This window comes from Micromonospora sp. NPDC000121, from assembly GCF_042899165.1.
Lineage (GTDB): Bacteria > Actinomycetota > Actinomycetes > Mycobacteriales > Micromonosporaceae > Micromonospora.
This window is the reverse complement of sequence record NZ_JBIAZP010000006.1, coordinates 172,470-194,047: the sequence shown is the minus strand read 5'-3', so window position 1 is coordinate 194,047 and position 21,578 is coordinate 172,470. Positions and strand designations below refer to the sequence as shown.

The following is a 21,578-nucleotide window of genomic DNA, read 5'->3' as shown; positions in this document are numbered from 1 at the left end:
TCACTGACCGGCCTGGTCCAGCACGCCCCAGCGGCGCCGGATCGCCTTGTCCGCCGCCCCGAACGCGGCGTCGACCACCAGGCCCAGGACCAGGATCACGATCATGGTGGAGATCAGCCAGGGCGAGTCCGACAGCTCCCGCGAGTAGGTCAGCTGCGCGCCCAGCGAGGTCTGCGAGATGCCGACCACGATCAGTTCGCCGGCCATCAGGCTGCGCCAGGAGAAGGCCCAGCCCTGCTTGAGCCCGGCCACGATGGCCGGCAGCGCGGCTGGCGCGATGACGTACCGGTACAGGTTCAGCCCCCGGGCACCGAGGTTGCGGCCCGCGCGCAGCAGCAGCGGCGGCACGTAGTCCACGCCGGCGATCACGCCGTTGGCGATGGACGGCGCGGCGCCGAGCACCACCACGAAGAAGATCGCCTTCTCGCTCAGCTCGAAGAGCAGGATCGCCAGCGGGAACCAGGCGATCGACGGCATCGTCTGCAATGCGGTGATCATCGAACCGATCGCCGCCCGGAGGATCCGTGACCGGGCCACCGCGAGGCCGACCAGCAGGCCCACGGCGACCGAGAAGAGGTAGCCGACGGCCGCCCGGCGCAGGGTGGTCGCGAGTCCGTCCCAGAGCTGGACGCCGCTGACCTGCCGGAGCAGCTCCTGCCCCACGGCGGCCGGGCCGGGCAGCGCGTACTCGGGCTTCCAGCCGGTCCAGACCACGACCTGCCACGCGGCGACGGCGATGCTGAGCGCGGCCAGCTTCGGCCAGGTCGCCGCCCAGAGCCGGGCGGCCCGCGGCCGGCTCTGCTCCCGTCCGGCCAGCTCCAGGGCGTCCAGCCCGGAGATCTCCGCGTCGGTACGCGGGACGGCGGCGAGGGTGTCACCGGCCATGGCGGCCCACCTCCGTACGCAGGCGGTCGGTGACGTCGGCGGCGACAGCGGCGACCTCGGGGGAGTCGATGCGTCGCGGCCGGGGCACGTCGACCGGGGTGGACCAGATGATCCGGCCGGGCCGGCTGGAGAGCAGGATGATCCGGTCGGCGAGCCGGGCCGCCTCCCGGACGTTGTGCGTGACGAAGAGCACGGTGAGCCGCCGCTCGGTCCAGATCCGTTCCAGCTCGTCGTGCAGGATGTCGCGGGTCATCGCGTCCAGCGCGCCGAACGGCTCGTCCATCAGCAGCACCGGCGTGTCCAGGGCGAGGGTGCGGGCGAGCGCCACCCGTTGGCGCATGCCGCCGGAGAGTTCGTGCGGGCGCTTGCGGCCGAAGTCGGTCAGGTGCACCGTTCCCAGCAGCTCGGCGACCCGTTCCCGGCGCGCGGCCCGGGGCAGCCCGCGCAGCTTGAGCGGCACCTCGACGTTGCCCTCGACGGTCAGCCAGGGGAAGAGGGCCGGCTCCTGGAACATCAGCCCCGGCTCGACCCCCTCGCCGAGGGCGATCCGCCCGCCGCTGGGCCGGTCCAGGCCGGCCACGAGGTTGAGCAGCGTGCTCTTGCCGCAGCCGGAGGCCCCGACCAGGCAGACGAACTCGCCGGGCACGACGTCGAGGGAGACCCCGTCCAGGGCGAGGACGGCGTTCGCCCCGCGCCCGTACACCTTGGTGACGCCGTGCAGCGCGACCGGGCCGGTCGCGCTGCGGGGCGTCGTCGTGGTCGACGTCATGGTTGGCCGACCTCGGCCTTGCCCTGGCCCTTGAGCACCTCGTTGAGGTACGTCAGGTCGTAGAGCCCGTCGAGGCTGACCGGTTGGGTCAGCCCGACCGCGACGGCGTGGTCGAGCCCGGTCTTCAGCGAGGACGCGATGGGGTCGTTGGTGAACTCCAGCGTCGGCCAGGCCTGCTTGATCAGCTTGAGGTCCAGCGGCTTGCCGCTGATCTTGCCGATGTGGTCGGAGATGGCCTGCTGCGCCTCGTCGGGCCTGCCGTTGACGAACTCGTTCGCCGCCACCTGGCCCTCGACGAGCTTCCGCACCACGTCGGGGTGGGCCTTGAGGAACTTGGTGCTGACGATCAGGTTGGTGATCACGAACTTGCCGTCCGGCCAGAGGTCGCGCTCGTCGACGAGCACCTTGCCGCCGGCGTTGACCAGCCGGGAGACGAACGGCTCGGGCACCCAGGCGCCGTCGATCGCCCCGCTGCCGAACGTCTCCACCGTCTGGGCGTTCTCCTGCGGGATGATCTTGACGTCGCCGCCGCCCTCCTTGGTCGTCGTGAGGCCCTTCTCCTTGAGCCAGTGGCGGATCGCCACGTCCTGCGTGTTGCCGAGCTGCGGGGTGGCGATCTTCTTGCCCCGGAGCTGCTCGACCGAGGTGATCTCGGGCTTCACCACGAGCGCCACACCGCCGGAGGCCGCGCCGGAGACGACCCGGACCGCCTCGCCCTTCGACTTCGAGAAGGCGTTCACGGTCGGGTTCGGGCCGATGTACGTGGCGTCGAGCGCGCCGGAGAAGATCGCCTCGATCGCGGCGGGGCCGGCGTTGAAGGTCTTCGTCTCCAGCGTGACGCCGGTGCCGAGCTTCTCGGCGAAGATGCCCTTCTCCACGCCGACCACCGCCGGCGCGTGGGTGATGTTGGGGAAGTAGCCGAGCCGCAGGGGCACCGGGCCGGAGCCGCCACCCGCGCTCTCGCTGTCGTCGCCGCAGGCGGCGGCGGTGCCCAGGGTCGCCGCGCCGACGACGGCGAGGGTGGCCAGGGAGACCAACCGACGCAAGGGGAGCCGTCTCATCGTCCATCCAATCCGCAGTATTCCTACTTAGTTGGTAGGAAGAGTGGGTCAGGCGGTGAGCTAGCGTCAAGGGTCAACCACATGGCGAGACTGGCGTCCCAGCAAAGGCGGCAATCTCTACCCATTGGATGGGCTTTGTGGCCTGCCGGACCGGCGTCGCCGCCGGTCGCCGGGACCGCCGGGCGCGCCGGTTGGCGCGCCGGCCGCGGCGGCTGGCCGAAGGTCGGCGATGGCGGGGGTGCCGACGCGCTAGGGTCGATCCCGTGGCGGCGCGGAGATCGAGAATTCCAGCGACGAAGTACCCGGTCGAGCGGTTCACCCTCGACAACGGCCTGCGGGTGGTCCTGACCCCCGACCGCAGCGCCCCGGTGATCGGGGTGGCCGTGGTCTACGACGTCGGCATCCGCTCCGAACCGGAGGGACGCACCGGCTTCGCCCACCTCTTCGAGCACCTGATGTTCCAGGGCTCGGAGAACCTGGAGAAGCTGGCCCACTTCCGGCACGTGCAGGGGGCGGGCGGCACCTTCAACGGCTCGACCCATCTCGACTACACCGACTACTTCGAGACGTTGCCGAGCAACGCCCTGGAGCGGGCGCTGTTCCTGGAGGCCGACCGGATGCGCGGCCCCCGGCTGACCGAGGAGAACCTGCGCAACCAGGTCGACGTGGTCAAGGAGGAGATCCGGGTCAACGTCCTCAACCGGCCGTACGGGGGCTTCCCCTGGCTGACCCTGCCGCCGGTCATGTTCGACACCTTCCCGAACGCGCACGACGGCTACGGCTCCTTCGTCGACTTGGAGTCGGCCACCGTCGCCGACGCCGCCGACTTCTTCCGCCGCTACTACGCCAGCGGCAACGCCGTGCTGGCCGTCAGCGGCGACATCGACGTCGCCGAGGCGACCGCGCTGGTCGAGCGGCACTTCGGCGACGTCCCGGCCCGGCCCGCGCCGGAGCGGCCCGACTTCGCCGAGCCCGACCTGACCGCGGAGCGGCGCACCTCGTACACGGACAAGCTGGCCCCGCTGCCGGCGGTGGCCGGCGCCTGGCGGGTGCCCGACCCGGTCACCGACTTCGCCGGCTACCTGCCGTACGTCGTGCTGGCCGAGGTGCTCACCGACGGCGACGCCTCCCGGCTGGTGGAGCGGCTGGTGCAGCGGGACCGGGCGGTGACCAGCCTCGGCGGTTACCTCGGCTTCATGGGCGACCCGTTCGACGTGCGGGACCCGACGGCGCTGCTGCTCCAGGCGCACCTGCCGCCCGGCGGGGACGTGGACAAGGTGCTGCGCACCATCGACGAGGAGCTGGACCGGCTGGCCACCGACGGCCTGACCGAGGGTGAGCTGGCCCGCACCCAGGCCCGGATGGCGACCCACCTGCTGCGCGACACCGACGCGGTGCTCGGCCGGGCGCTGCGGATGGCCGTGCTGGAGCAGCAGCGCGGCGAGCCGGGGCTGCTCAACGACCTGCCCCGGCTCGTGGGCGAGGTCACCGACGAGCAGGTCCGCGCCGCCGCGGCCACCCTGCGGCCCGAGCGCCGCGCGTCCATCGAGGTCATCGCCGGCGGTGGCCGGTGAGCGCGAGGAGTGAGCCGGGTTTGCGAGCCCCGCAGCCGCGAACGAAGGAGATCAGGTGACGGCAACCGCACCGGCCGGGCCGCGGGAGCTGCCGCCGCTCGGCCCGAACCGCCGGCTCAAGCTGCCGAAGCAGGCCGAGCGCACGCTGGGCAACGGGCTGACCGTGATCGCCGTACGCCGACCGGCGGTCCCCCTGGTCGAGCTGCGGCTCTGGATGCCCTTCGGCCGTACCCACCTCGCCCGGGGCGCGATGCTCGCCCAGACCCTGCTCTCCGGCACCGAGGGCATGTCCAGCGTGCAGATCGCCGCCGAGCTGCAGAAGGTCGGCGGCGGGCTGTCCGCCGGGATCGACCCGGACCGGCTGATGCTCTCCGGCGCCGGCCTGGTCACCGGGCTGGACCGGATGCTGGAGATCCTCGCCGACGTGCTCACCGGCGCGACCTACCCGAACGAGGACGTGGCGACCGAGCGGGACCGGCTGGTCGACCGGATCCAGGTTGCGCAGAGCCAGCCCTCGCACCTGGCCCGCACCGCCCTGCTCAAGCGGGTCTACGGCAGGCACCCGTACGCGGTGCAGACCCCGGACCCGGACGCGGTCCGCGCGGTCCGGCCGGGGGTGCTGCGCACCCTGCACGCCCAGCGGGTGCACCCCGCCGACGCGGTGCTGGTGCTGGTCGGCGACGTGCAGCCGGAGCGGGCGCTGGACGCCGCCGAGAAGGCCCTGTCGGGGTGGAACGGCGCCGGGCACACCGCCGACCTGCCGCCCGCCCCGCCGCTGGAGCCCGGGCCGCTGCTGCTGGTCGACCGGCCGGGGTCGGTGCAGTCCTCGCTGCGCATCGCGTTGCCGGCGGTGCCCCGCACCCACCCCGACCACGCCGCGCTGCAACTGGCCAACCTGGTCTTCGGCGGCTACTTCTCCTCCCGCTGGGTGGAGAACATCCGCGAGGACAAGGGCTACACGTACGGGCCTCACTCGCTCGTCGAGCACTCGGTGGCCGGGTCGGTGCTGGTCGCCGCCGCCGAGGTGGCCACCGAGGTGACCGGGCCGGCGCTGCTGGAGACGACGTACGAGCTGGGCCGGCTGGCCAGCCTCCCGCCCCGGGAGGACGAGCTGGAACAGGCCCGCCAGTACGCCCTCGGCACCCTCCAGCTCGGCATGTCCACCCAGGCCGGGCTGGCCTCGCTGACCAGCGCGTACGCCGGCAACGGGCTGCGTCTGGAGTTCCTGGCCGAGCACGCCGCCCGGCTGGCGAAGGCCACCGTGGCCGACGTGGCCGAGGCGGCGGCCCGCTACCTCGCCCCGGCCCGTGCGGTGACCGTGGTGCTCGGCGACGCCGAGCGGATCGCACCGCAGCTCGCCGCGCTCACCCCGGTCGTCACCGAGCCGGCGCCGTGAGCGGGGAGCCCACGCCGCCGCTGGCCCGCTCCACCCTGGACCGGGCGGCACACCGGCGCACGGACCCGGGGTGGCTGGCGCAGGCGTGGGACCGGGCGCGGGTGCTGGTGCTCGACTCCGGCGACGAGGGCCGGGCGCTCGTGCGTACCGACACGTCGCCGCCGGCGTTGGTGCTGCTGGACTCGGCCGACGTGCCGCAGGCGGCGTCCCCGATGTTTCTCGGCGTCGAGCCCGACGGCGTGCCGGTCTTCGCCGTGGACGCCCCGCTGCCGGCGGTGCCCGGGGCCCGGCCGGCGCACCTGCGCGAGGTCGGCCACCTGCTGGTCGACCGGGACGCCGGGCTGTTCACCACCGCGCTGGCGCTGGTCAACTGGCACCTGCGGCACCACTACTCGTCGGCCACGGGGCATCCGACGGAGGTGGACGAGGCCGGCTGGTCCCGCGTCGACCGGGCCGGGGAGCGGATCTGGCCGCGTACCGATCCGGCGATGATCGTGCTGGTGCACGACGGCGTGCCGGGGCCGGGCGGGCGGTGCCTGCTCGGCAACAACGCCACCTGGCCGCAGACCCCCGGCGAGCGCCGATTCTCCTGCCTGGCGGGCTACGTCGAACCGGGGGAGTCGGCTGAGGCCGCGGTGCTGCGCGAGGTCCGCGAGGAGGTCGGCGTCCCGGTCGAGGACATCGCGTACGCGGGCAGCCAGGCGTGGCCGTTCCCCGGCTCGCTGATGCTGGGCTTCCTCGCCACGGCCGACCCGGAGCACCCGGTGCGGCTCGACCCGGCGGAGATCGCGTACGCCCGGTGGTTCACCCGCACCGAGATCGGCGCGGTCCTGGCGGGTCGGCCGGTGGAGGTGGGCGGGGCCCGGCTGGTGCTGCCGCCGAGGTCGTCGATCGCGCTGTTCCTGATCCACCGCTGGCTCGACGGCCACTGCTGAACCGGCCCCGGCACCCGGGAGGCCGGGCCGGGGACCGGGCGGACATGTGGTCCCGGCCCGTGGCCGCCGTTGCCGCGACGGTCACGGGCCGGGAACACGGGCCGTCGTGGTCGGCTGGGCAAGGAACGCGGCGGGGGAGCCGGTCGGCCACGACGGACGTCTCGGACCGGGTCAGCTGCCCCGGTCGCCGCGTGCGGCGCGCCAGCCGAGGGCCGGCTCGTCGAGCGGGAGCACCTTGACCCGCTGTTTTCCGGAGCGGACCGCGCCCACCGTGGACAGGGCCCGGGCCAGCAGCAGCGCGGCGTCCCGGTCCTCGGCGTGCACGATCTGTCGGCGCGGTTCCGGCGTGGTGGTCTCGTCCCGCAGGCGGCCACCGCACGCCCAGACGGCGGCGATGTCCACGTCGGCGGCGGCGCGGATGTCGGTGCGAACGATCAGGAAACGCATGTGGGTCTCCGGATGAACCGCGACGGCAGGGAACGGGTGGAAGTTCCACGTCACTCTGTCGCCATGCTACGCCGCGCCAGGGTCTCAGCAAGTGAAACTCGACGATCGGTGGGGAGCCTCGTCCGATCAGCGGATGCCTGGTCACAGCAGACGCGGGCCGAAGACGCGGCGGGGCCGCCGGCGCCGTGCCGGCGGCCCCGCGACGGTCGGCGGATCAGTTCAGATCGAACTGTCCGTTCTTGGCGCCGGCGATGAAGCCCAGCCAGCCCGCCCGGTTGAACAGCAGCACCGGACCGCCCTGGTCCTTGCTGTCCCGCAGGGCCACCGCGGCCGGCCCCGTCCCCAGTGGCGCGACCTCGACGCAGTTCGAGGTCTGGCTGCGCGTGCTCTTTCGCCACGGGGCGTCGGCGAGCCGCGCGCGGACGGACGGGGTGTTACGGATCTCGTTCATGGCGTCACTCCTGAGGTGAACTGCACCGATGGAACGAGTGGCGTCGCACGACCCGACGGTGGTCCCCCGTGATCACCGTTCCGTCAGGCGCCCTGAGTGCCGGCGGCGCTGGGTCGGCGCCGTTGCCGATCCGTACGCCACCGCGGACGCGGTCGCCGTGCCGGGCAGCCGTCCCGTCGCCTCGATCAGCCAGGAGAGGGTGTCCGATGCGGAGAGCGCCGCCGTGCATAACCACTCGAACACCACTTTATAGCGATTTAGCGCGTTTACCTCGGTCGACATGACGTCGGTGAAGCCCCCTTCGATGGCCAGCGTCTCCGGATCGAGGGGGTCCGCGAACCGGTAGACGGAGAACGCCGTCGGCGGGAGGTACCAGTTGCCGATCTGGGTGTCACGGGGCAGTACGTGCAGCGTGATGTTCGGCAGCATCGCCAGCTCGCAGAGCTGCCCGAGCTGCTCGCGCAGCACCTCGGGCGGCCCGGCCCGGCCGCCGAGCGCCGCCTCCTCCAGCACCGCCGTGTAGCGGGGCGCGTCGGGCGTGCGGGTCAGCAGCGACTGGCGGGCCAGCCGGGCCCGCACCTCGGTGTCGATGTCCTCCCCGGTCTCCGGGTCGCCCGCCTCCTCGCCGACCTGGCGGGCCGAGGCGATCCGCACCGACGCGTAGCCCGGCGTCTGGAGCAGGCCCGGGACCAGGACGGGGTTGTACTCGGAGATCTCGGCGCAGCCCGCCTCCAGCTCGGCGAAGCTGCGCTGCTGCTGGGTCATCACCGGGTAGTTCTTCAGCCAGCCGCGCATGTCGCCGGCCTCCTGGGTGATGCCGAGGAGTTCCTCGCGCACCGCCCGCTCGGCGCCGTAGAGGTCGAGCAGGACGCGGACGTCGTCGGGATCCGGACGGCTACGGCCGTTCTCCAGGCGGGACAACTTGGACGCGGAGGCCCAGCCGATCCGCTCGATGACCTGGTCCCCGGTGAGACCGCTGGCCTCGCGCAGCCGGCGCAGTTCGGTGCCCAACCTGCGACGGCGCAGGATCGGGCTGGGTGAGGCAGGAGGCACGACGTCCTCTTTCCCGTGGACCGCCGCAGACGCGACGGTAACTGTATGAAATTCGCCCCCCACGGTCAGTATGGACGGCGCAACCCCCGCCGGAGGTTCCGGCGGGCGCGTGTCTCGCAGAAAAGAGGACCGTGGAAGGGCGCGGCGGCCGGTACGACGCCGTTCCGACCCGACCGCGCGACCCCCGACCGCGCCGAGCGCGCACCACCCCCGCCGGAGGGACCCCATGCGCACCGTCCTGCGCCGCCCGGATTTCCGCCTGCTCTTCGGCGGCCTGCTCGCCAGCATGGCCGCCGAGTCGATCCTGCTGCTCGCCCTCGCCATCTGGGTGAAGGACCTGACCGGGTCGGACGGGTTGGCCGGGGCCACCATCTTCGCGGTCATCGCGCCGATGACGCTGGCCCCGCTGGTCGGATGGTTCGTCGACCGCTACCCGCGCCGCCCGTTCTTCGTGGCCGCGAACCTGGTCACGGCGGTGCTGCTCACTCCGCTGTTCGCCGTCCGCGACCGGGCCGACGTGTGGATCATCTACGCGGTGGCGGCCCTGTACGGCCTGTCGTACATCACGCTCAGCGCCGCGCTCAGCGGTCTGATCCGGCAGGTCGTGCCGCTGGACCTGCTGGCGGAGGCCAACGGCGTGCTCCAGACCGTACGCCAGGGGCTGCGGCTGATCGGCCCGCTGGCCGGCGCCGGCCTCTACGCCGCCGTCGGCGGGTGGATGCTGGCCGCGATCGGGATGGTCGGCTTCCTGTCCGCGGCGGCCGTGGTCGGGGCGCTGCGGACGACGGATACACCGCCGGCCGGGCCGGGGTCGCGCTGGCCCGCGGAGGTGGGCGCCGGGCTGCGGCACCTGGCCGGGGAGCCGGCGCTGCGCCGGGCGCTGTTCGGCTACGGGCTGGGCTCGCTGGCGATGGGTTTCAGCGAGTCGCTGATCTTCGCGTACGTCGACCAAGGTCTCGGCCGCGACGCCGCGTTCGTCGGCGTGCTGGTCACCGTTCAGGGGATCGGCGGGCTGGTCGGCGGGCTGCTCTCCCCGGCGGTGGTGCGCCGGGCCGGCGAGGTGGGCACGCTCGCCGCCGGGGTGGCGTTCTTCGGGCCGGCCTCGCTGGCGCTGACGTACCCGAGCATCTGGCTCGGCTTCGTCGCGGTGCTGCTGGCCGGGGTGTCGCTGCCGCTGACCATGGTCGGCCTGCACACGCTCATCCAGCGGCGCACCCCGTCCGGGCTGCTCGGCCGGGTCGCCGCGGCCTCGGAGGCCGTGGTGAGCGGCCCGCAGGCGCTCTCGATCGGCGCCGGGGCGCTGCTCGTCGGGGCGCTGGACTACCGCCTGCTCTTCGCCCTGATCGGCCTGGCCACCCTGCTCGCCGGCGGCTACCTCTGGCACGGCCGCGCCCTCAGCCCGCCGCCGGCCGCCCGGATCCCCGCCCCGCGACGCCCGGCCGACCGGGTCGGCCCCGCCGACGGGCTCGTCTCGGCAGGTCAGGAGGTCGTCGGCACGACCCGCCCACGTCGGGGAAGGTGACGGCTCCCAGCGGGTCGACCCCGCACCGGCCGGGGCCTCCGGGGGGCGGCCGGGGCCTCGGGGGTGGCCGGAGCACTGAGGGCGGCCCGACGCGACGAGCGGCCGGCCCGTCCGGGTCGGCCGCTCGTGGGCGGGTGGTGCGCCAGGTCAGGCGGACAGGCTGGCCAGGTGCTGCTTGACCTGCGTGATCGAGGGGTTGGTCAGGGCGCTGCCGTCGGCGAAGCGCAGCGTCGGGACGGTCTGGTTGCCGCCGTTGACGCTCATCACGAACTCCGCGGCCTTCGGGTCCTGCTCGATGTCGACCACCTCGTACCCGATGCCCTCGCGGTCGAGCTGCGACTTCAGCCGGTAGCAGTAGCCGCACCAGGGGGTGGAATACATCGTCAGCATGGTCAGATCCTCCAACGGTCCGCCCGGCGGCTTGCCGATCAAGCCCAGGCTAACCGCTGCAACGCCCGGCGGAGCTGAGACAATTCCTCGCTGTGGTGGTTCACTCAGCGTCCGAACGCGTGCTCGCCGGTCTGGATCCGGAGCAGCGGTCGGCGGTGACCGCCCCCGCCGGCCCCGTCTGCATCCTGGCCGGCGCCGGCACCGGCAAGACCCGGGCCGTCACCTCCCGGATCGCCCACCGCGCGCTGTCCGGGGAGGTCTCGGCCCGGCACGTGCTCGCGGTGACCTTCACGGCCCGGGCCGCCGCCGAGATGCGGAGCCGGCTCGCCGTGCTGGGGGTGCCGGGTGTGCAGGCGCGGACCTTCCACGCGGCGGCCCTGCGCCAGGTGCGGTACTTCGCGCCCCGGCTGCTGGAGGGGCGGGCCATGCCCGAGCTGCTGGACAGCAAGGTGCGGCTGGTCACCCTCGCCGCCGCCAAGGTCGGCCTGCGCGCCGACCGGGCGGCAGCCCGGGACCTGGCCGGTGAGATCGAGTGGGCCAAGTCGTCGCTGGTGGAGCCGGCGGAGTACGTCGTCGCGGCGGCCAAGGCGCTGCGGGACACCCCGCACGAGCCGGCGAAGGTCGCCGACGTCTTCGCCGCGTACGAGCGTCTCAAGCGCTCCAACGGCGTGATCGACTTCGAGGACATGCTGCGTGCCGCGGTCTGGGGGATCGAGGAGCACCGGGACGTCGCCGAGCAGGTCCGCGCCCAGTACCGGCACTTCGTGGTCGACGAGTACCAGGACGTCAACCCGCTCCAGCAGCGGCTGCTGGAGGCGTGGCTGGGCGGCCGGGACGACCTGACCGTGGTCGGCGACGCCAGCCAGACGATCTACTCGTTCACCGGGGCCACCTCGTCCTACCTGGTCGACTTCCCGCGCCGGTACCGGGGGGCGACGGTGGTCCGGCTGGTCCGCGACTACCGCTCCACCCCGCAGGTCGTCGGGCTGGCCAACGCGGTGATCTCGCAGGCGCGGGGCGCCGAGGCGCGGCTGAGGCTGGAGCTGGTCGGCCAGCGCCCGCCGGGCCCCGAACCGGAGCTGCGGATCTTCACCGACGAGCCGGCCGAGGCGAACGCGGTCGCCGCCCGCTGCCGCGCGCTGGTCGACGCCGGCACCCCGGCGAAGGAGATCGCCGTGCTGTTCCGGACCAACGCGCAGTCCGAGGCGTACGAGAAGGCGCTGACCGAGGCGCGGGTGCCGTACGTGGTGCAGGGGGCGGAGCGGTTCTTCGAGCGGGCCGAGGTCCGCCAGGCGATGGTCGCGCTGCGGGCCGCCACCCGCGCGATCCCCGGGGAGACCCCGCTGCCGGCCGCCGTCGTCGAGGCGCTGGCGGCGGTCGGCTGGGCCCCCGACGCCGCCCCGGCCGGTGGCGCCGCCCGCGAGCGGTGGGAGGCGCTCGCCGCGCTGGTCCAGCTCGCCGAGGAGTACGCGGCCACCCCGGAGGTGCTGCCGATCGGGCCGGCCGCCTCCGTCGAGCGCCCGGTCACCCTGGCCGACTTCAACGACGAGCTGGCCCGCCGGGCCGCCGCCCAGCACGTGCCGACCGTCGACGGGGTGACCCTGGCCTCACTGCACTCGGCCAAGGGGCTGGAGTGGGACGCGGTCTTCCTGGTCGGGCTCTCCGAGGGCACCCTGCCCACCACGTACGCCAAGACCGTCGAGCAGGTCGAGGAGGAGCGCCGGCTGCTCTACGTCGGCATCACCCGCGCGCGGGAGTGGCTGTGGCTGTCGTACGCCTCGGCCCGCTCGCCGGGCGGGCGGGCCCGGCGGCCGTCGCGGTTCCTGCCGCAACTGGACCGCTCGGGCGGCACGGAGCGGGCCGGCGCCGGCCCGGGGCGGCGGCCGGAGCGGCGACGGACCCAGATCGTCTCCTGCCGGATCTGCGGCGCCACCCTGCTCGCCGGGCCGGACCGCAAGCTCGGCCGCTGCCCCACCTGCCCCTCCGACATCGACGACGAGCTGCACGGACGGCTGCGCGAGTGGCGCCAGCGGGTGGCCGGTGGGCAGCGGGTTCCGGCCTATGTGGTCTTCACCGACGCCACGCTGGTCGCGCTGGCCGAGCGGCGTCCCGCCCGGGCGGAGGAACTGATCGCGATCGCCGGCATCGGGCCGCGCAAGCTCGGCCTCTACGGGGAGGCGGTGCTGGCGCTGGTGGCGGGCGCGGCGGTCGACGACGTCTGCCCGGAGAAAACTTTCGAAATCTCGTCGTAAATTCGTTTGCCCTCGCCCCCAAGCGAGGAATAGCCTCATGGCACACCTCGCGAGCGGCGCCATTCGGGCTGCTCACGAGGGGTCGAGACCGTGTCGGCACGAGAGAACGTCAGGGAGGTGGCACCAATGGTGATCTTCTACATCAACGAGCGTCCGGCGGCGCTGCCCGCTGCCGTCGCTCCACTGTCGGCTGTCCGGGTGGCCCTCGCCGCTGCGCGACCGTCGGTTCCGCAGGTGCACCAGGTCGAGGCTCAGGCCGAGCTGATCCTCGCCGTCGCGCCGACCGGAATCCAGGGGACCAGTGGCTTCACGGGCAAGGGCGTCGATGTCGCCAACAAGCGCATGGACGTCCGCGGAGTTCCACCTCGAGGTAGACCGGTCTGATTCATCAGACCACCGGCTCACCTCGAGGCCGCGGAACCCGCATACCGGGATCCGCGGCCTCAGTTTTTTTGCCCGCCAAGTACGTCGGAAGTGCGATCCACGAGATCGAAAACGAGAGAGAGGTGACCGGGCGATGAGTCTGGCGTTGGCCCCGCTCGACGTGAGCGTCGAGGTGGAGGCGAACCTGCCCTGCCGGAAGTTCGACCCCGACCTGTGGTTCTCCGACTCGCCCGCCGAGCTCGAGCTGGCCAAGTCGCTCTGCGGGGACTGCCCGCTGCGCGTCGAGTGCCTGGCCGGCGCGGTGGAGCGGGCCGAGCCCTGGGGCGTCTGGGGCGGCGAGATCTTCGAGCGTGGCGCGGTCGTCCCGCGCAAGCGGCCCCGTGGCCGCCCGCGCAAGGAGGACCTCGCCCGCGACGCGGCGCTCCGGGTCGAGGCCGAGGCGCGGCTGGCGGCCAGTGGGCTGTCCGAGTCGCGCAACGCGGTCCGGCTGGCGGCCTGACATGAACCCGATCCGTACCACCCACGCCGGTGTCACACCGGCGACGAGAGAGCTGACCACCATGCTGAACGTTCTTGACGGAGTCGCCGAGATGCAATTACTTCACGAAGCGTTGTCCCGGGCTCGAATGCGCCGGCCTCAGGCCGGTCGTACCACCACGAGCACTGAGGCAACCCGTTCCGCCCGTTCCGTCGCCATGCACAGCCGCAACCAGTCGGCGCGCGACCTGGGCGTTCTCTGATCCACACCGATGCCCGAGGGGCGGTGGCCGGTTCGGCCACCGCCCCTCGGCGCGTTCCGTCGTCGTGGCGACCGCTCAGGGGGCCGGGGCGAAACCCGGTAGCCAGCGCTCCAGGATGCCCCGGTAGGGCGCCTTCGCCTCCAACTGGCAGAGCACGCCGATCGACCCGAGCGTCACCCGGTGGATGAGCAGGTACGACGGCGGCAGGTTGAGCTGCCGGCTGAGCTGGTACGCGGGGGAGCGGGGGCTGGCCAGCCGGGTCGCCTCGGCGCGCAGCCAGGCCCGGGTGAACCGGAACTCCTCGGTGGCGATGGGCTCCAGCATCGGACGGAGGAAGTCGAGCACCGCCTGGGCGTCGATCTCCTCGGTGGAGGCGATGAAGCCCTCGGCGCGCAGGCCCGCCACCACGTCGTCGGCGTCGCCCCGCAGGGCCAGCGCGGCGATCCGGCCGATCGGCTCGGGCGTACCCTCCGGCATCCGGGCCACCGCGCCGAAGTCGATCACGCCGAGCCGGCCGTCCGGCAGCAGCCGGAAGTTGCCCGGGTGCGGGTCGGCGTGCAGCAGCCCGGCCCGCTGGGGCGCGGACAGGTGCAGGATGGCCATCAGGCGGCCGGCCTCGTCGCGCTGCTCCTCGGTGCCGTCGCGGATGATGTCCGCCAGCGGGGTGCCCTCGACCCACTCGGTGACCAGGACCCGGGGCGACGCGGAGACCACCGCCGGGATGTGGATCTCCGGGTCGTCGGCGTACGCGGCGGCGAAGGCGCGCTGCGACTCGGCCTCCAGCTCGTAGTCGAGTTCCTCGGTGATCCGTTCCCGCAACTCGACCAGGAGCGGCTTGACGTCCAGCCCGGGCTGGATCGCCCGGAACATCCCGCCCAGCCGGGAGAGCTGCTTGAGGTCGGCGAGCAGGGCGTCGCCCGCGCCCGGGTACTGGATCTTCACGGCGACGTCGCGGCTGTGCGGCGCGCCCGAGGGGTCGTAGCCCGACTCCCGCCACACCGCCCGGTGCACCTGGCCGATGCTGGCCGCGGCGGCCGGCGTGTCGTCGAACTCCACGAACCGGTCCCGCCAGTCCGGGCCGAGCTGCTCGGTGAGCACCTTGTGCACACTGGCCGCCGGCAGCGGCGGCGCGGCCTCCTGGAGCTTGGTCAGCGCCTGCCGGTAGGGGGCGGCGATCTCCTCGGGCAGGGCGGCCTCGAAGACCGACAGCGCCTGGCCGAACTTCATGGCACCGCCCTTGAGCTGCCCCAACACGCTGAAGAGCTGCTCGGCGGTGCGCTGCTGGATCTCTGCGGAGATCACGTCGGAGGCGAGCCCGGTGACGCGCTTACCCATGCCCAGGACGGTCCGACCGGCGAAGCCGAGCGGCAGAGCGGCGAGCTTGGCGGTCCGGGACACGGCCCGGCGCGGGATGTCGGTCACCCGGTCATTGTTACCGACTCGGGGGGCCTGCGGCTGCTCTGCCGCCGGGCCGGGTGGTGGACCCCGCCCTTCGGGGCCGCCGACCGGGTCCGCGGGACGGCCGTCGCCGCGCCCCGGCGCGAGGCGCTGCGGGCCTGCGGGGTGGCGGATCCGGGTCACCGGGCGCCCCGCCGGAGTGGCCACCGGCGGCGGCCACCGGCGTTGCTGGGCACCTGCCGGGGCGGCCACCGACGTCCCCCCGGGCACCTGTCGAGCTGCCCGCCGGCGGTCACCGGCGTCCCCGAGCGCAGAGGCAGGAGGGGTGCGGGGGCCACACCCGGCGGCGGAACCGGCCGGGCCCGGCGACCTCCACCGCGCAGCCGAGCGTCTCCGGGGCGCTCCCGTCGAGTTGGGCGAGCGCCTCCGCCGCCGCGTACGCCCCGGCCGCGAGGAGCGTCGCGGTGGCGCACGCCTGCTCCGCGCCGCCGGCGAGCTGGGCGGCCAGCGCCGGCCAGTCCGGGTCGAGGTCCGTCCGGTGCAGGTCGAGGCAGTTCAGGCAGGGGCCGGCGGGCGGGCGGACGAGGGGGCCGACGACGGGCACGCCCTCCCGGAGGGCGACCACCAGGTGGGGCTGGCGGCGCCGGGCGTGCGCGGCGGCGAGCAGGGCGGCCGGACGGTCCGCGCCGAGCAGGACGACCAGGTCGGCCCGACCGGGCCGGAGCGGACCCGTGCCCGTGCCCGGGGCGGCGCGCTCGACGGCGTCGCGTACCGCCGGGGCCAGCGGGCGGCCGATCGCGGCGGCCGGGATCCCGGTGCCGACCAGGTCCGCCGGGCGCACCGGGCCGGTCAGGTCCGGGTGCACGTGCCCGACCCCGGCCTGGGCCAGCGCCAGGGCGATCGGGGCGCCGAGTCGGCCGGCCCCGGTGACCACGACCCGGGCGGCCAGCCGGCGGCGCAGCACCTGGGCGGGCGTGCCGGGCAGCCGGGCGGCGGTCAGCGCGAGCGACCCGGCCTCGGCGGCGAGCCGGGCCCGGGACGGGCCGGCCAGGTCCCTCGGCAGCAGCGTGTGCGCGGGTACGACCAGCCCCGCGGCCCGCAGCGCGTCGAGCAGGATGCGGGCCGCGTCGGGCGCCACGTCGGCGGCGACGGCCTGCGCCAGCACCAGCCGCTCGCTGCGGGTGCCGTCGAGCAGGTCGAGCAGCCGGGCCGCCCGGGGGTCGGCGATCTCCAGCAGTACGGCGCGGCCCGGCTCGACGCCGAGCTGGAGGGTGTGCCGGTCCCGCCAGAGGCGGGTGAGGCCGGGCAGCAGCGTGGGGCGGGGGAGCGGGGCTCGGTGCATGACAACGAATCGTGACCGCGTCTGTGCTGTCCGTCGATCGTTGTCCACAGGTGCGCGGCGCTCTGTCCAGCGCTGTCCACAGGAAATCCCGCGATATCCACAACCGGCCGGTAATCATGTCGGTGAGCCGACAGTGTCGGCCGGGCGGGGATCGCGGAGCGTGCGACCGGCCCCGGGAGGGGGCCGGGCGGCTCGGGTGGTGGCCCGTGACCCGGATCAGGGGCGGGGACGCCGGAGGGGGTGGCCGGCGGCCACCCCCTCCGAAGCACCCGTACGGGTCAGACCTTCGCTTTGCCCAGGATGCGGTTCACTGTTGTGCCGCACACCGGACACTTGCCCTTGGCCATGTTCATGCCGGTCTTCGAGACCTCGATGCGTCCCTCGAAGTCCCGCTTCTCCTTGCACTTGACGCAGTAACCGTTGTAGGTCTGGGCCTGGTCGGCCACGGTGCCCTCCTCGTCTCGTCCGCCGGCCGATGCCGTCCCGGCGGGTTGCCCGGCGGCGGGCCACGCGGGCGCCGGCGCTGGGTCGTTCTCCCGCGGCCACCGTCGTGACCGCTGGTCCGCGGACCCTACCCAGATGTGGGCGGTTCCATGTCAGCTGTGCTTCGTCACTGTGAGCAAGTCGACGTCGAGAGTGTGCATGGCGAATTACGTCTGATAAGTCAGTTTGGCGGGGACACGCCGACCGAACCCGGTCGAATGCCCCCGCACGGGGGCCCCGAGCTGCGCCCTGCGGGATGATCACCTACGGTGGGGGTGCGTCGCCGTACGCCCGCCACCGGCCGCCACGAAGGGTGACGGCGGCGATTCACGGCCGCCGGTTCAAAGTTTTTTCGGGACTCTGCCGACCAATCACCATTTTCCGGGCGCGTGTCGTCGTGTTGACTCTTGCGGACCCCTGGTCAGTACGCATTAGCTTTCCTTCGTGGCAGGAATCCGAGGCTGCGCGGTCTGCTGATGGCAGGGGCGCGCAAGCCGGTCGTCGAAGTACGGCGCAGCCAGCGCCGGCGACGTACGGTGTCCGCGTACCGCGACGGTGAGCGGGTCGTCGTCCTCATACCGGACCAGTTCTCCCGGGCCGAGGAGAGCGAGTGGGTCGACCGCATGCTCGCCCGCCTGGCAGCCCGGGAGGGGCGCCTCGCCCGGTCCGACGCCGAGCTGCTCGCCCGGGCTACCCGACTGATCAAGCTCTATCTGGCCGAGCACGGCACGCAGGCGGTGCCGACGAGCATCCGCTGGGTGACCAACCAGAACGGCCGCTGGGGGTCCTGCACCCCCGCCGACGGCACGATCCGCATCTCGCACCGCGTCCAGGACATGCCGGACTGGGTGATCGACTACGTGCTCCTGCACGAGCTCGCGCACCTCATCGTGCCCAGCCACAACGCCCGGTTCTGGGCGCTCGTCGCGCGCTACCCCAAGACGGAGCGGGCGCGCGGCTACCTGGAGGGCGTCGCCGCGGCCGCGGGCGCCCCGCTGGCCGACTGAAGCCGCTCGCGCCCGCGCCGTCGTCGGCCCGCCGGTGCCGGGCCGGCCCACTTCGCCCGTGACCCCGTGCCACACCGTGGGTGCCCTCCGCCGGCCGGCTGACGCCGCCCCGCATCCGCGCCGTCGCTCGTCCCGTGACGGGTGTGCCGGCTAGGGTCGGCGGGTGACCCGACGTGTGGTGGTGGCGTTGCTCGGACCGGTGACCTGGTCGCCGCCCGGCATCGATCCGGTGGACTGGCGGGCCGCGCTCGCCGAGGACGTGGTCGACCTGTTCGCCACGCTCAACGAGGTCGAGACGGCGGTCGCGGTCACACCGGAGGACCGCTGGCTGGCCGACGCGGTGGTCTGGCCCGACACGGCCGTCCACGAGGTGCCGGAGCCGACCCCGAACGCCGTCTTCGCCGCCCTCGCCGGCACCGGGTACGACCAGGCGGCGGTGGTCGCCGGGGACGCCCCCGACGTGCCGGGCCTGACGATCGGCAAGCTGCTCCGCCCGCTCACCACCCGACCGGTGGCGGTCGCGCCCGTCGAGGGCGACGGACCGGGGCTGCTCGGCGTGGCCGCGCGGCTGCCCGCGCCGGCGTGGCTGCCGACGCTGGACCTGGACACCGCGCGGCCCGCGGTCGTGCGCGCGGCGGCGCCGCGCCCCGGCGACGTGGCGGTCACCCCGGCGTGGCGCCGCCTGCGCGGGCCGGCCGACCTGGCCTTCCTCGACCCGGCCGTGGAGGGTTGGGAGACCACCCGCGCCCTGCTCTCCGGCACCGGCCGAGCCTGCTGACGGCACCGGAAGGGCCACGCGCACCCGGCGGCGATAGGCCGTGACCGCATTGCGCGAGCGGCGCTGACCGGAGCGTGCGACGGGCGCTGACCGCACGGCGACGAGGGTCGCGGCCACACCGCGACGAGGGGCACGACGGCACCGCGCGAGCGGCGTTGACCGTGCCGCCCGACCCGGGCGGGTCGGGCGGCACCCGTCGGTGGACCCGGGTCAGGGGCGGGCGTCGCCGCCCTCGGTGTCGTCCGGGCGCTGCTCCGGCTCGCCCGGGGCCTTCTCCTCGGGGCCGCCCGGCGCGGTGAAGTCGAAGTTCTCCAGTTCGCTGAGGTCGAACTGGGCCATCGCGAAGGCCACCGGGTCGGCGAAGTCGGCGTCCGAGGGGAGCAGGTCGGGGTGGCCCCAGAGGGCGTCCCGGCCGGCGATGCCCCGGTGCTCGGTGAGCGCCGCCCAGAGCGCCGCCGCCTCGCGCAGCCGGCGCGGGCGCAGTTCCAGGCCGACGAGGGCCGCGAAGGTCTGCTCGGCCGGTCCGCCGGCCGCCCGGCGACGGCGGAACGCCTCGCCGAGGCTGACCACGCTGGGCAGCCGGCCGCCGGCCGCGCTGTCCACCACGTGGCAGACCCAGCCCTCCACCAGGGCCAGGGCCGTCTCCAGCCGGGCCAGGGACGCCTTCTGCGCCGGGCTGTCCTCCGGGGTGAAGATGCCCTCCAGCGCGATCGCCTGCATCGACTCCGGGTCGGTCGGGTCGACCCGGCCCATCGCCTCCTCGATCGCCTCCCGGTTGACCCGGATGCCCGCCGCGTACATCTCCACGGCGCTGAGCACGTGCCCGCGCAGCCACGGCACGTGCTGGAAGAGCCGCTGGTGGGCGGCCTCGCGCAGGGCCACGTAGAGGCGGACCTCATCCTCCGGCAGCTCCAGGCCCTCGCCGTACGCCCGGATGTTGGCCGGGATCAGCGCGGCCGTGCCGGCCGGGCCGAGCGGCAGCCCGATGTCGCCAGCGGAGAGCACCTCCGCGGCGAGCGAGCCGAGCGCCTGGCCGAGCTGGCCGCCGAAGAGCGCGCCACCGAGGGTGGCGACCATGGACTGCATCGGGCCGAGCTGGGCGCGCGCCTCCGGCGGCACCAGGTCGCCCATCGCGCCGACCATCCGGCTGGCCACCGGGTCGCAGAGCTTGCGCCAGACGTCGAGGGTCTTGAAGATCCACTCGTTGCGGTTCCAGGCCACCGAGGTCTGGATGCCCGAGGGCAGGGCGGAGGCCGGCTCCAGCCACAGGTCGGCGAGCCGCAGCGCCTCCTCCACCGCGTTGCGCTCGTAGGGCGAGACCGCCGGGTCACCGGCGGCGGCGAGCTGGCTGGCGGCCACCTGCCGGGCCAGGTCCCAGTTGACCGGCCCGCTGCCCGACGCGGAGAGCAGGTGCTGCAACTGCGACATGAACTGCTGCATCTGCGCGGGATCGTTGGGGTCTGGTGGTTGCCCACCCGGGAGCGCGAAACCGAACGGAATATCAGGCACGACGTCTACGGTACGCGCGCCGCGCCCCAGGTCGCCGCCGCTGGCGTTGCGCTGAGGGCGAAGTCGTGGTTCACCCGCCGGCGCGCCCCACCCCGGTCGGTACGCTCTGCCGCATGAGACGTCGCGGCGTGACCGTCCTGCTCGGTGCTCTGCTCACCACCCTGCTCAGCATCGGCGTGCTCGGCGCGCCCATCCCGTACGTGGTGCTCGGCCCCGGGCCGACCGTGAACACGCTGGGCAAGGAGAACGGCAAGGAGGTCATCCAGGTCTCCGGCCGGGAGACGTCCACGTCCGCCGGGCAGCTCCGGTTGACCACGGTCGGGGTACAGCCCACGGTCAAGCTGCGCTCGGCGATCCAGGGCTGGTTCTCCGACGACGAGGCGGTCGTGCCGCGCGAGCTGGTCTACCCGCCCGGGGAGAGCCGCGAGGAGGTCGAGGAGCGCAACGCGGAGGACTTCAAGGTCTCGCAGACCAGCGCGGAGACCGCGGCGCTGAGCGAGCTGGGGTACCCGGTCCAGGTGGTGGTCAAGACCGTGGCCGGCGACGGCCCGGCCGCCGGGGTGCTCAAGCCCGGCGACGTGCTGACCTCGGTGGACGGGCAGCCGGTGCCGGTGGCCGCCCGGCTCACCGAGCTGATCCGGGCCAAGCCCGCCGGGACCGCGCTGGAGATCGGCTACACCCGGGGCGGCGCCGCCGCCACGGCGAAGGTGACCAGCCGGGAGCAGGACGGCCGGCCCCGCATCGGCGTCGAGATCGAGCAGCAGCAGCCGCACCCGTTCACCCTCAACATCGACCTGGAGGACATCGGCGGGCCGAGCGCCGGCCTGATGTTCGCCCTCGGCATCGTGGACAAGCTGACCCCGGAGGACCTGACCGGCGGGAAGATCATCGCCGGCACCGGCACCATCGACGACGCCGGCCGGGTCGGCCCCATCGGCGGCATCGCGCAGAAGCTGGTGGGCGCGAAGGAGGCCGGCGCCGTGGCGTTCCTGGTGCCGGCGGACAACTGCGCCGAGGCCGTCCGCAACCCGCAGCCCGGCCTGCCGCTGCTGCGGGTCGGCTCGCTGGACGAGGCGCTGACCGCCCTGGAGACGCTGCGCGCCGGCGGCCAGCCGACCCGCTGCTGACCGCCGCGCGCGGCCGGTCCCGTCGCCGCCGCCGACCCCGTCGCGTCGGGGAGCACGCGCCGATCAGGTGCGCGC

21 protein-coding genes are annotated in these 21,578 nt (G+C 74.1%); 10 read left to right on the top strand and 11 right to left on the bottom strand.

Features of this window, described 5'->3' with window-relative positions; genetic code table 11:
• The 3 genes from ACFY23_RS19200 to ACFY23_RS19190 are packed head-to-tail and all read right to left on the bottom strand — an operon-like array spanning position 1 to position 2,715.
• Positions 1-885, bottom strand: a complete 885-nt coding sequence (locus ACFY23_RS19200) for an ABC transporter permease (protein WP_350682288.1) — start codon at positions 883-885, stop codon at positions 1-3.
• Positions 875-1,654: an ABC transporter ATP-binding protein gene (locus tag ACFY23_RS19195; RefSeq protein WP_350682286.1), complete on the bottom strand. Its 780-nt coding sequence runs from the start codon at positions 1,652-1,654 to the stop codon at positions 875-877. Before ACFY23_RS19195 ends, ACFY23_RS19200 begins: the two co-directional genes overlap by 11 nt.
• A complete protein-coding gene (locus tag ACFY23_RS19190) occupies positions 1,651-2,715 on the bottom strand; it encodes an ABC transporter substrate-binding protein (RefSeq protein WP_350682284.1) in 1,065 nt (354 codons plus the stop codon). The genes ACFY23_RS19195 and ACFY23_RS19190 overlap by 4 nt, the downstream gene beginning before the upstream one ends.
• 263 nt (positions 2,716-2,978) lie before the next feature.
• Between ACFY23_RS19190 and ACFY23_RS19185 the strand changes: the two genes are divergently transcribed.
• From ACFY23_RS19185 to nudC, 3 genes are read left to right on the top strand one after another with little or no spacing between them, the layout of a single operon-like run.
• Positions 2,979-4,289 carry a pitrilysin family protein gene (locus ACFY23_RS19185; protein ID WP_350682282.1) on the top strand — a complete coding sequence of 437 codons (1,311 nt, stop codon included), beginning with the start codon at positions 2,979-2,981 and terminating at the stop codon, positions 4,287-4,289.
• 55 nt (positions 4,290-4,344) lie between these two features.
• Entirely contained in the window at positions 4,345-5,685 is a 1,341-nt protein-coding gene (locus tag ACFY23_RS19180; RefSeq protein WP_350682280.1) for a pitrilysin family protein, read from the top strand.
• The gene (gene nudC, locus ACFY23_RS19175; RefSeq protein ID WP_350682278.1) at positions 5,682-6,620 is read left to right on the top strand and encodes an NAD(+) diphosphatase; all 939 of its coding nucleotides are present in this window, start codon (positions 5,682-5,684) and stop codon (positions 6,618-6,620) included. Before ACFY23_RS19180 ends, nudC begins: the two co-directional genes overlap by 4 nt.
• A 171-nt stretch (positions 6,621-6,791) precedes the next feature.
• Here nudC and ACFY23_RS19170 read toward each other — a convergent pair whose 3' ends face one another.
• The 3 genes from ACFY23_RS19170 to ACFY23_RS19160 form a co-directional block, all read right to left on the bottom strand.
• Positions 6,792-7,067, bottom strand: a complete 276-nt coding sequence (locus tag ACFY23_RS19170; RefSeq protein WP_350682276.1) for a hypothetical protein — start codon at positions 7,065-7,067, stop codon at positions 6,792-6,794.
• 214 nt (positions 7,068-7,281) lie between these two features.
• Complete coding sequence (locus ACFY23_RS19165) at positions 7,282-7,518, bottom strand: DUF397 domain-containing protein (protein WP_350682274.1); 237 nt, start codon at positions 7,516-7,518, stop codon at positions 7,282-7,284.
• Between the two features lie 72 nt (positions 7,519-7,590).
• Positions 7,591-8,571: a helix-turn-helix transcriptional regulator gene (locus tag ACFY23_RS19160; RefSeq protein ID WP_350682272.1), complete on the bottom strand. Its 981-nt coding sequence runs from the start codon at positions 8,569-8,571 to the stop codon at positions 7,591-7,593.
• A gap of 226 nt (positions 8,572-8,797) precedes the next feature.
• On the opposite strand from ACFY23_RS19160, the gene ACFY23_RS19155 reads away from it, so the two are divergent.
• The gene (locus tag ACFY23_RS19155) at positions 8,798-10,093 is read left to right on the top strand and encodes an MFS transporter (protein ID WP_387036361.1); all 1,296 of its coding nucleotides are present in this window, start codon (positions 8,798-8,800) and stop codon (positions 10,091-10,093) included.
• 147 nt (positions 10,094-10,240) lie between these two features.
• Here the strand turns inward: ACFY23_RS19155 and ACFY23_RS19150 are convergent, their stop codons facing one another.
• Complete coding sequence (locus ACFY23_RS19150) at positions 10,241-10,483, bottom strand: mycoredoxin (protein WP_350682269.1); 243 nt, start codon at positions 10,481-10,483, stop codon at positions 10,241-10,243.
• A 92-nt stretch (positions 10,484-10,575) separates the two neighbouring features.
• On the opposite strand from ACFY23_RS19150, the gene ACFY23_RS19145 reads away from it, so the two are divergent.
• From ACFY23_RS19145 to ACFY23_RS19135, 3 genes are all read left to right on the top strand, one after another.
• Positions 10,576-12,735, top strand: a complete 2,160-nt coding sequence (locus ACFY23_RS19145; RefSeq protein WP_350682268.1) for an ATP-dependent DNA helicase UvrD2 — start codon at positions 10,576-10,578, stop codon at positions 12,733-12,735.
• A 126-nt stretch (positions 12,736-12,861) separates the two neighbouring features.
• Complete coding sequence (locus ACFY23_RS19140) at positions 12,862-13,119, top strand: hypothetical protein (protein WP_350682267.1); 258 nt, start codon at positions 12,862-12,864, stop codon at positions 13,117-13,119.
• A 133-nt stretch (positions 13,120-13,252) separates the two neighbouring features.
• A complete protein-coding gene (locus ACFY23_RS19135; RefSeq protein ID WP_350682265.1) occupies positions 13,253-13,618 on the top strand; it encodes a WhiB family transcriptional regulator in 366 nt (121 codons plus the stop codon).
• Between the two features lie 316 nt (positions 13,619-13,934).
• Here the strand turns inward: ACFY23_RS19135 and ACFY23_RS19130 are convergent, their stop codons facing one another.
• From ACFY23_RS19130 to ACFY23_RS19120, 3 genes are all read right to left on the bottom strand, one after another.
• Positions 13,935-15,281: an AarF/ABC1/UbiB kinase family protein gene (locus tag ACFY23_RS19130; protein ID WP_350682263.1), complete on the bottom strand. Its 1,347-nt coding sequence runs from the start codon at positions 15,279-15,281 to the stop codon at positions 13,935-13,937.
• A gap of 268 nt (positions 15,282-15,549) precedes the next feature.
• The gene (locus ACFY23_RS19125; protein WP_350687255.1) at positions 15,550-16,599 is read right to left on the bottom strand and encodes a hypothetical protein; all 1,050 of its coding nucleotides are present in this window, start codon (positions 16,597-16,599) and stop codon (positions 15,550-15,552) included.
• 278 nt (positions 16,600-16,877) lie between these two features.
• A complete protein-coding gene (locus ACFY23_RS19120; protein WP_165945332.1) occupies positions 16,878-17,045 on the bottom strand; it encodes a DUF5679 domain-containing protein in 168 nt (55 codons plus the stop codon).
• Between the two features lie 513 nt (positions 17,046-17,558).
• Here ACFY23_RS19120 and ACFY23_RS19115 point away from each other — a divergent pair.
• Positions 17,559-18,089: a M48 family metallopeptidase gene (locus ACFY23_RS19115; RefSeq protein ID WP_350687257.1), complete on the top strand. Its 531-nt coding sequence runs from the start codon at positions 17,559-17,561 to the stop codon at positions 18,087-18,089.
• Between the two features lie 163 nt (positions 18,090-18,252).
• Positions 18,253-18,867: a hypothetical protein gene (locus ACFY23_RS19110; protein ID WP_350819001.1), complete on the top strand. Its 615-nt coding sequence runs from the start codon at positions 18,253-18,255 to the stop codon at positions 18,865-18,867.
• Between the two features lie 210 nt (positions 18,868-19,077).
• On the opposite strand, the gene ACFY23_RS19105 is transcribed toward ACFY23_RS19110, so the two are convergent.
• Positions 19,078-20,376 (bottom strand): zinc-dependent metalloprotease, encoded by a 1,299-nt coding sequence (locus tag ACFY23_RS19105; protein WP_350686367.1) that lies wholly within the window; start codon positions 20,374-20,376, stop codon positions 19,078-19,080.
• A 113-nt stretch (positions 20,377-20,489) separates the two neighbouring features.
• Between ACFY23_RS19105 and ACFY23_RS19100 the strand changes: the two genes are divergently transcribed.
• Positions 20,490-21,503 carry a PDZ domain-containing protein gene (locus ACFY23_RS19100; protein ID WP_350686368.1) on the top strand — a complete coding sequence of 338 codons (1,014 nt, stop codon included), beginning with the start codon at positions 20,490-20,492 and terminating at the stop codon, positions 21,501-21,503.
• Positions 21,504-21,578: the final 75 nt, after the last annotated feature.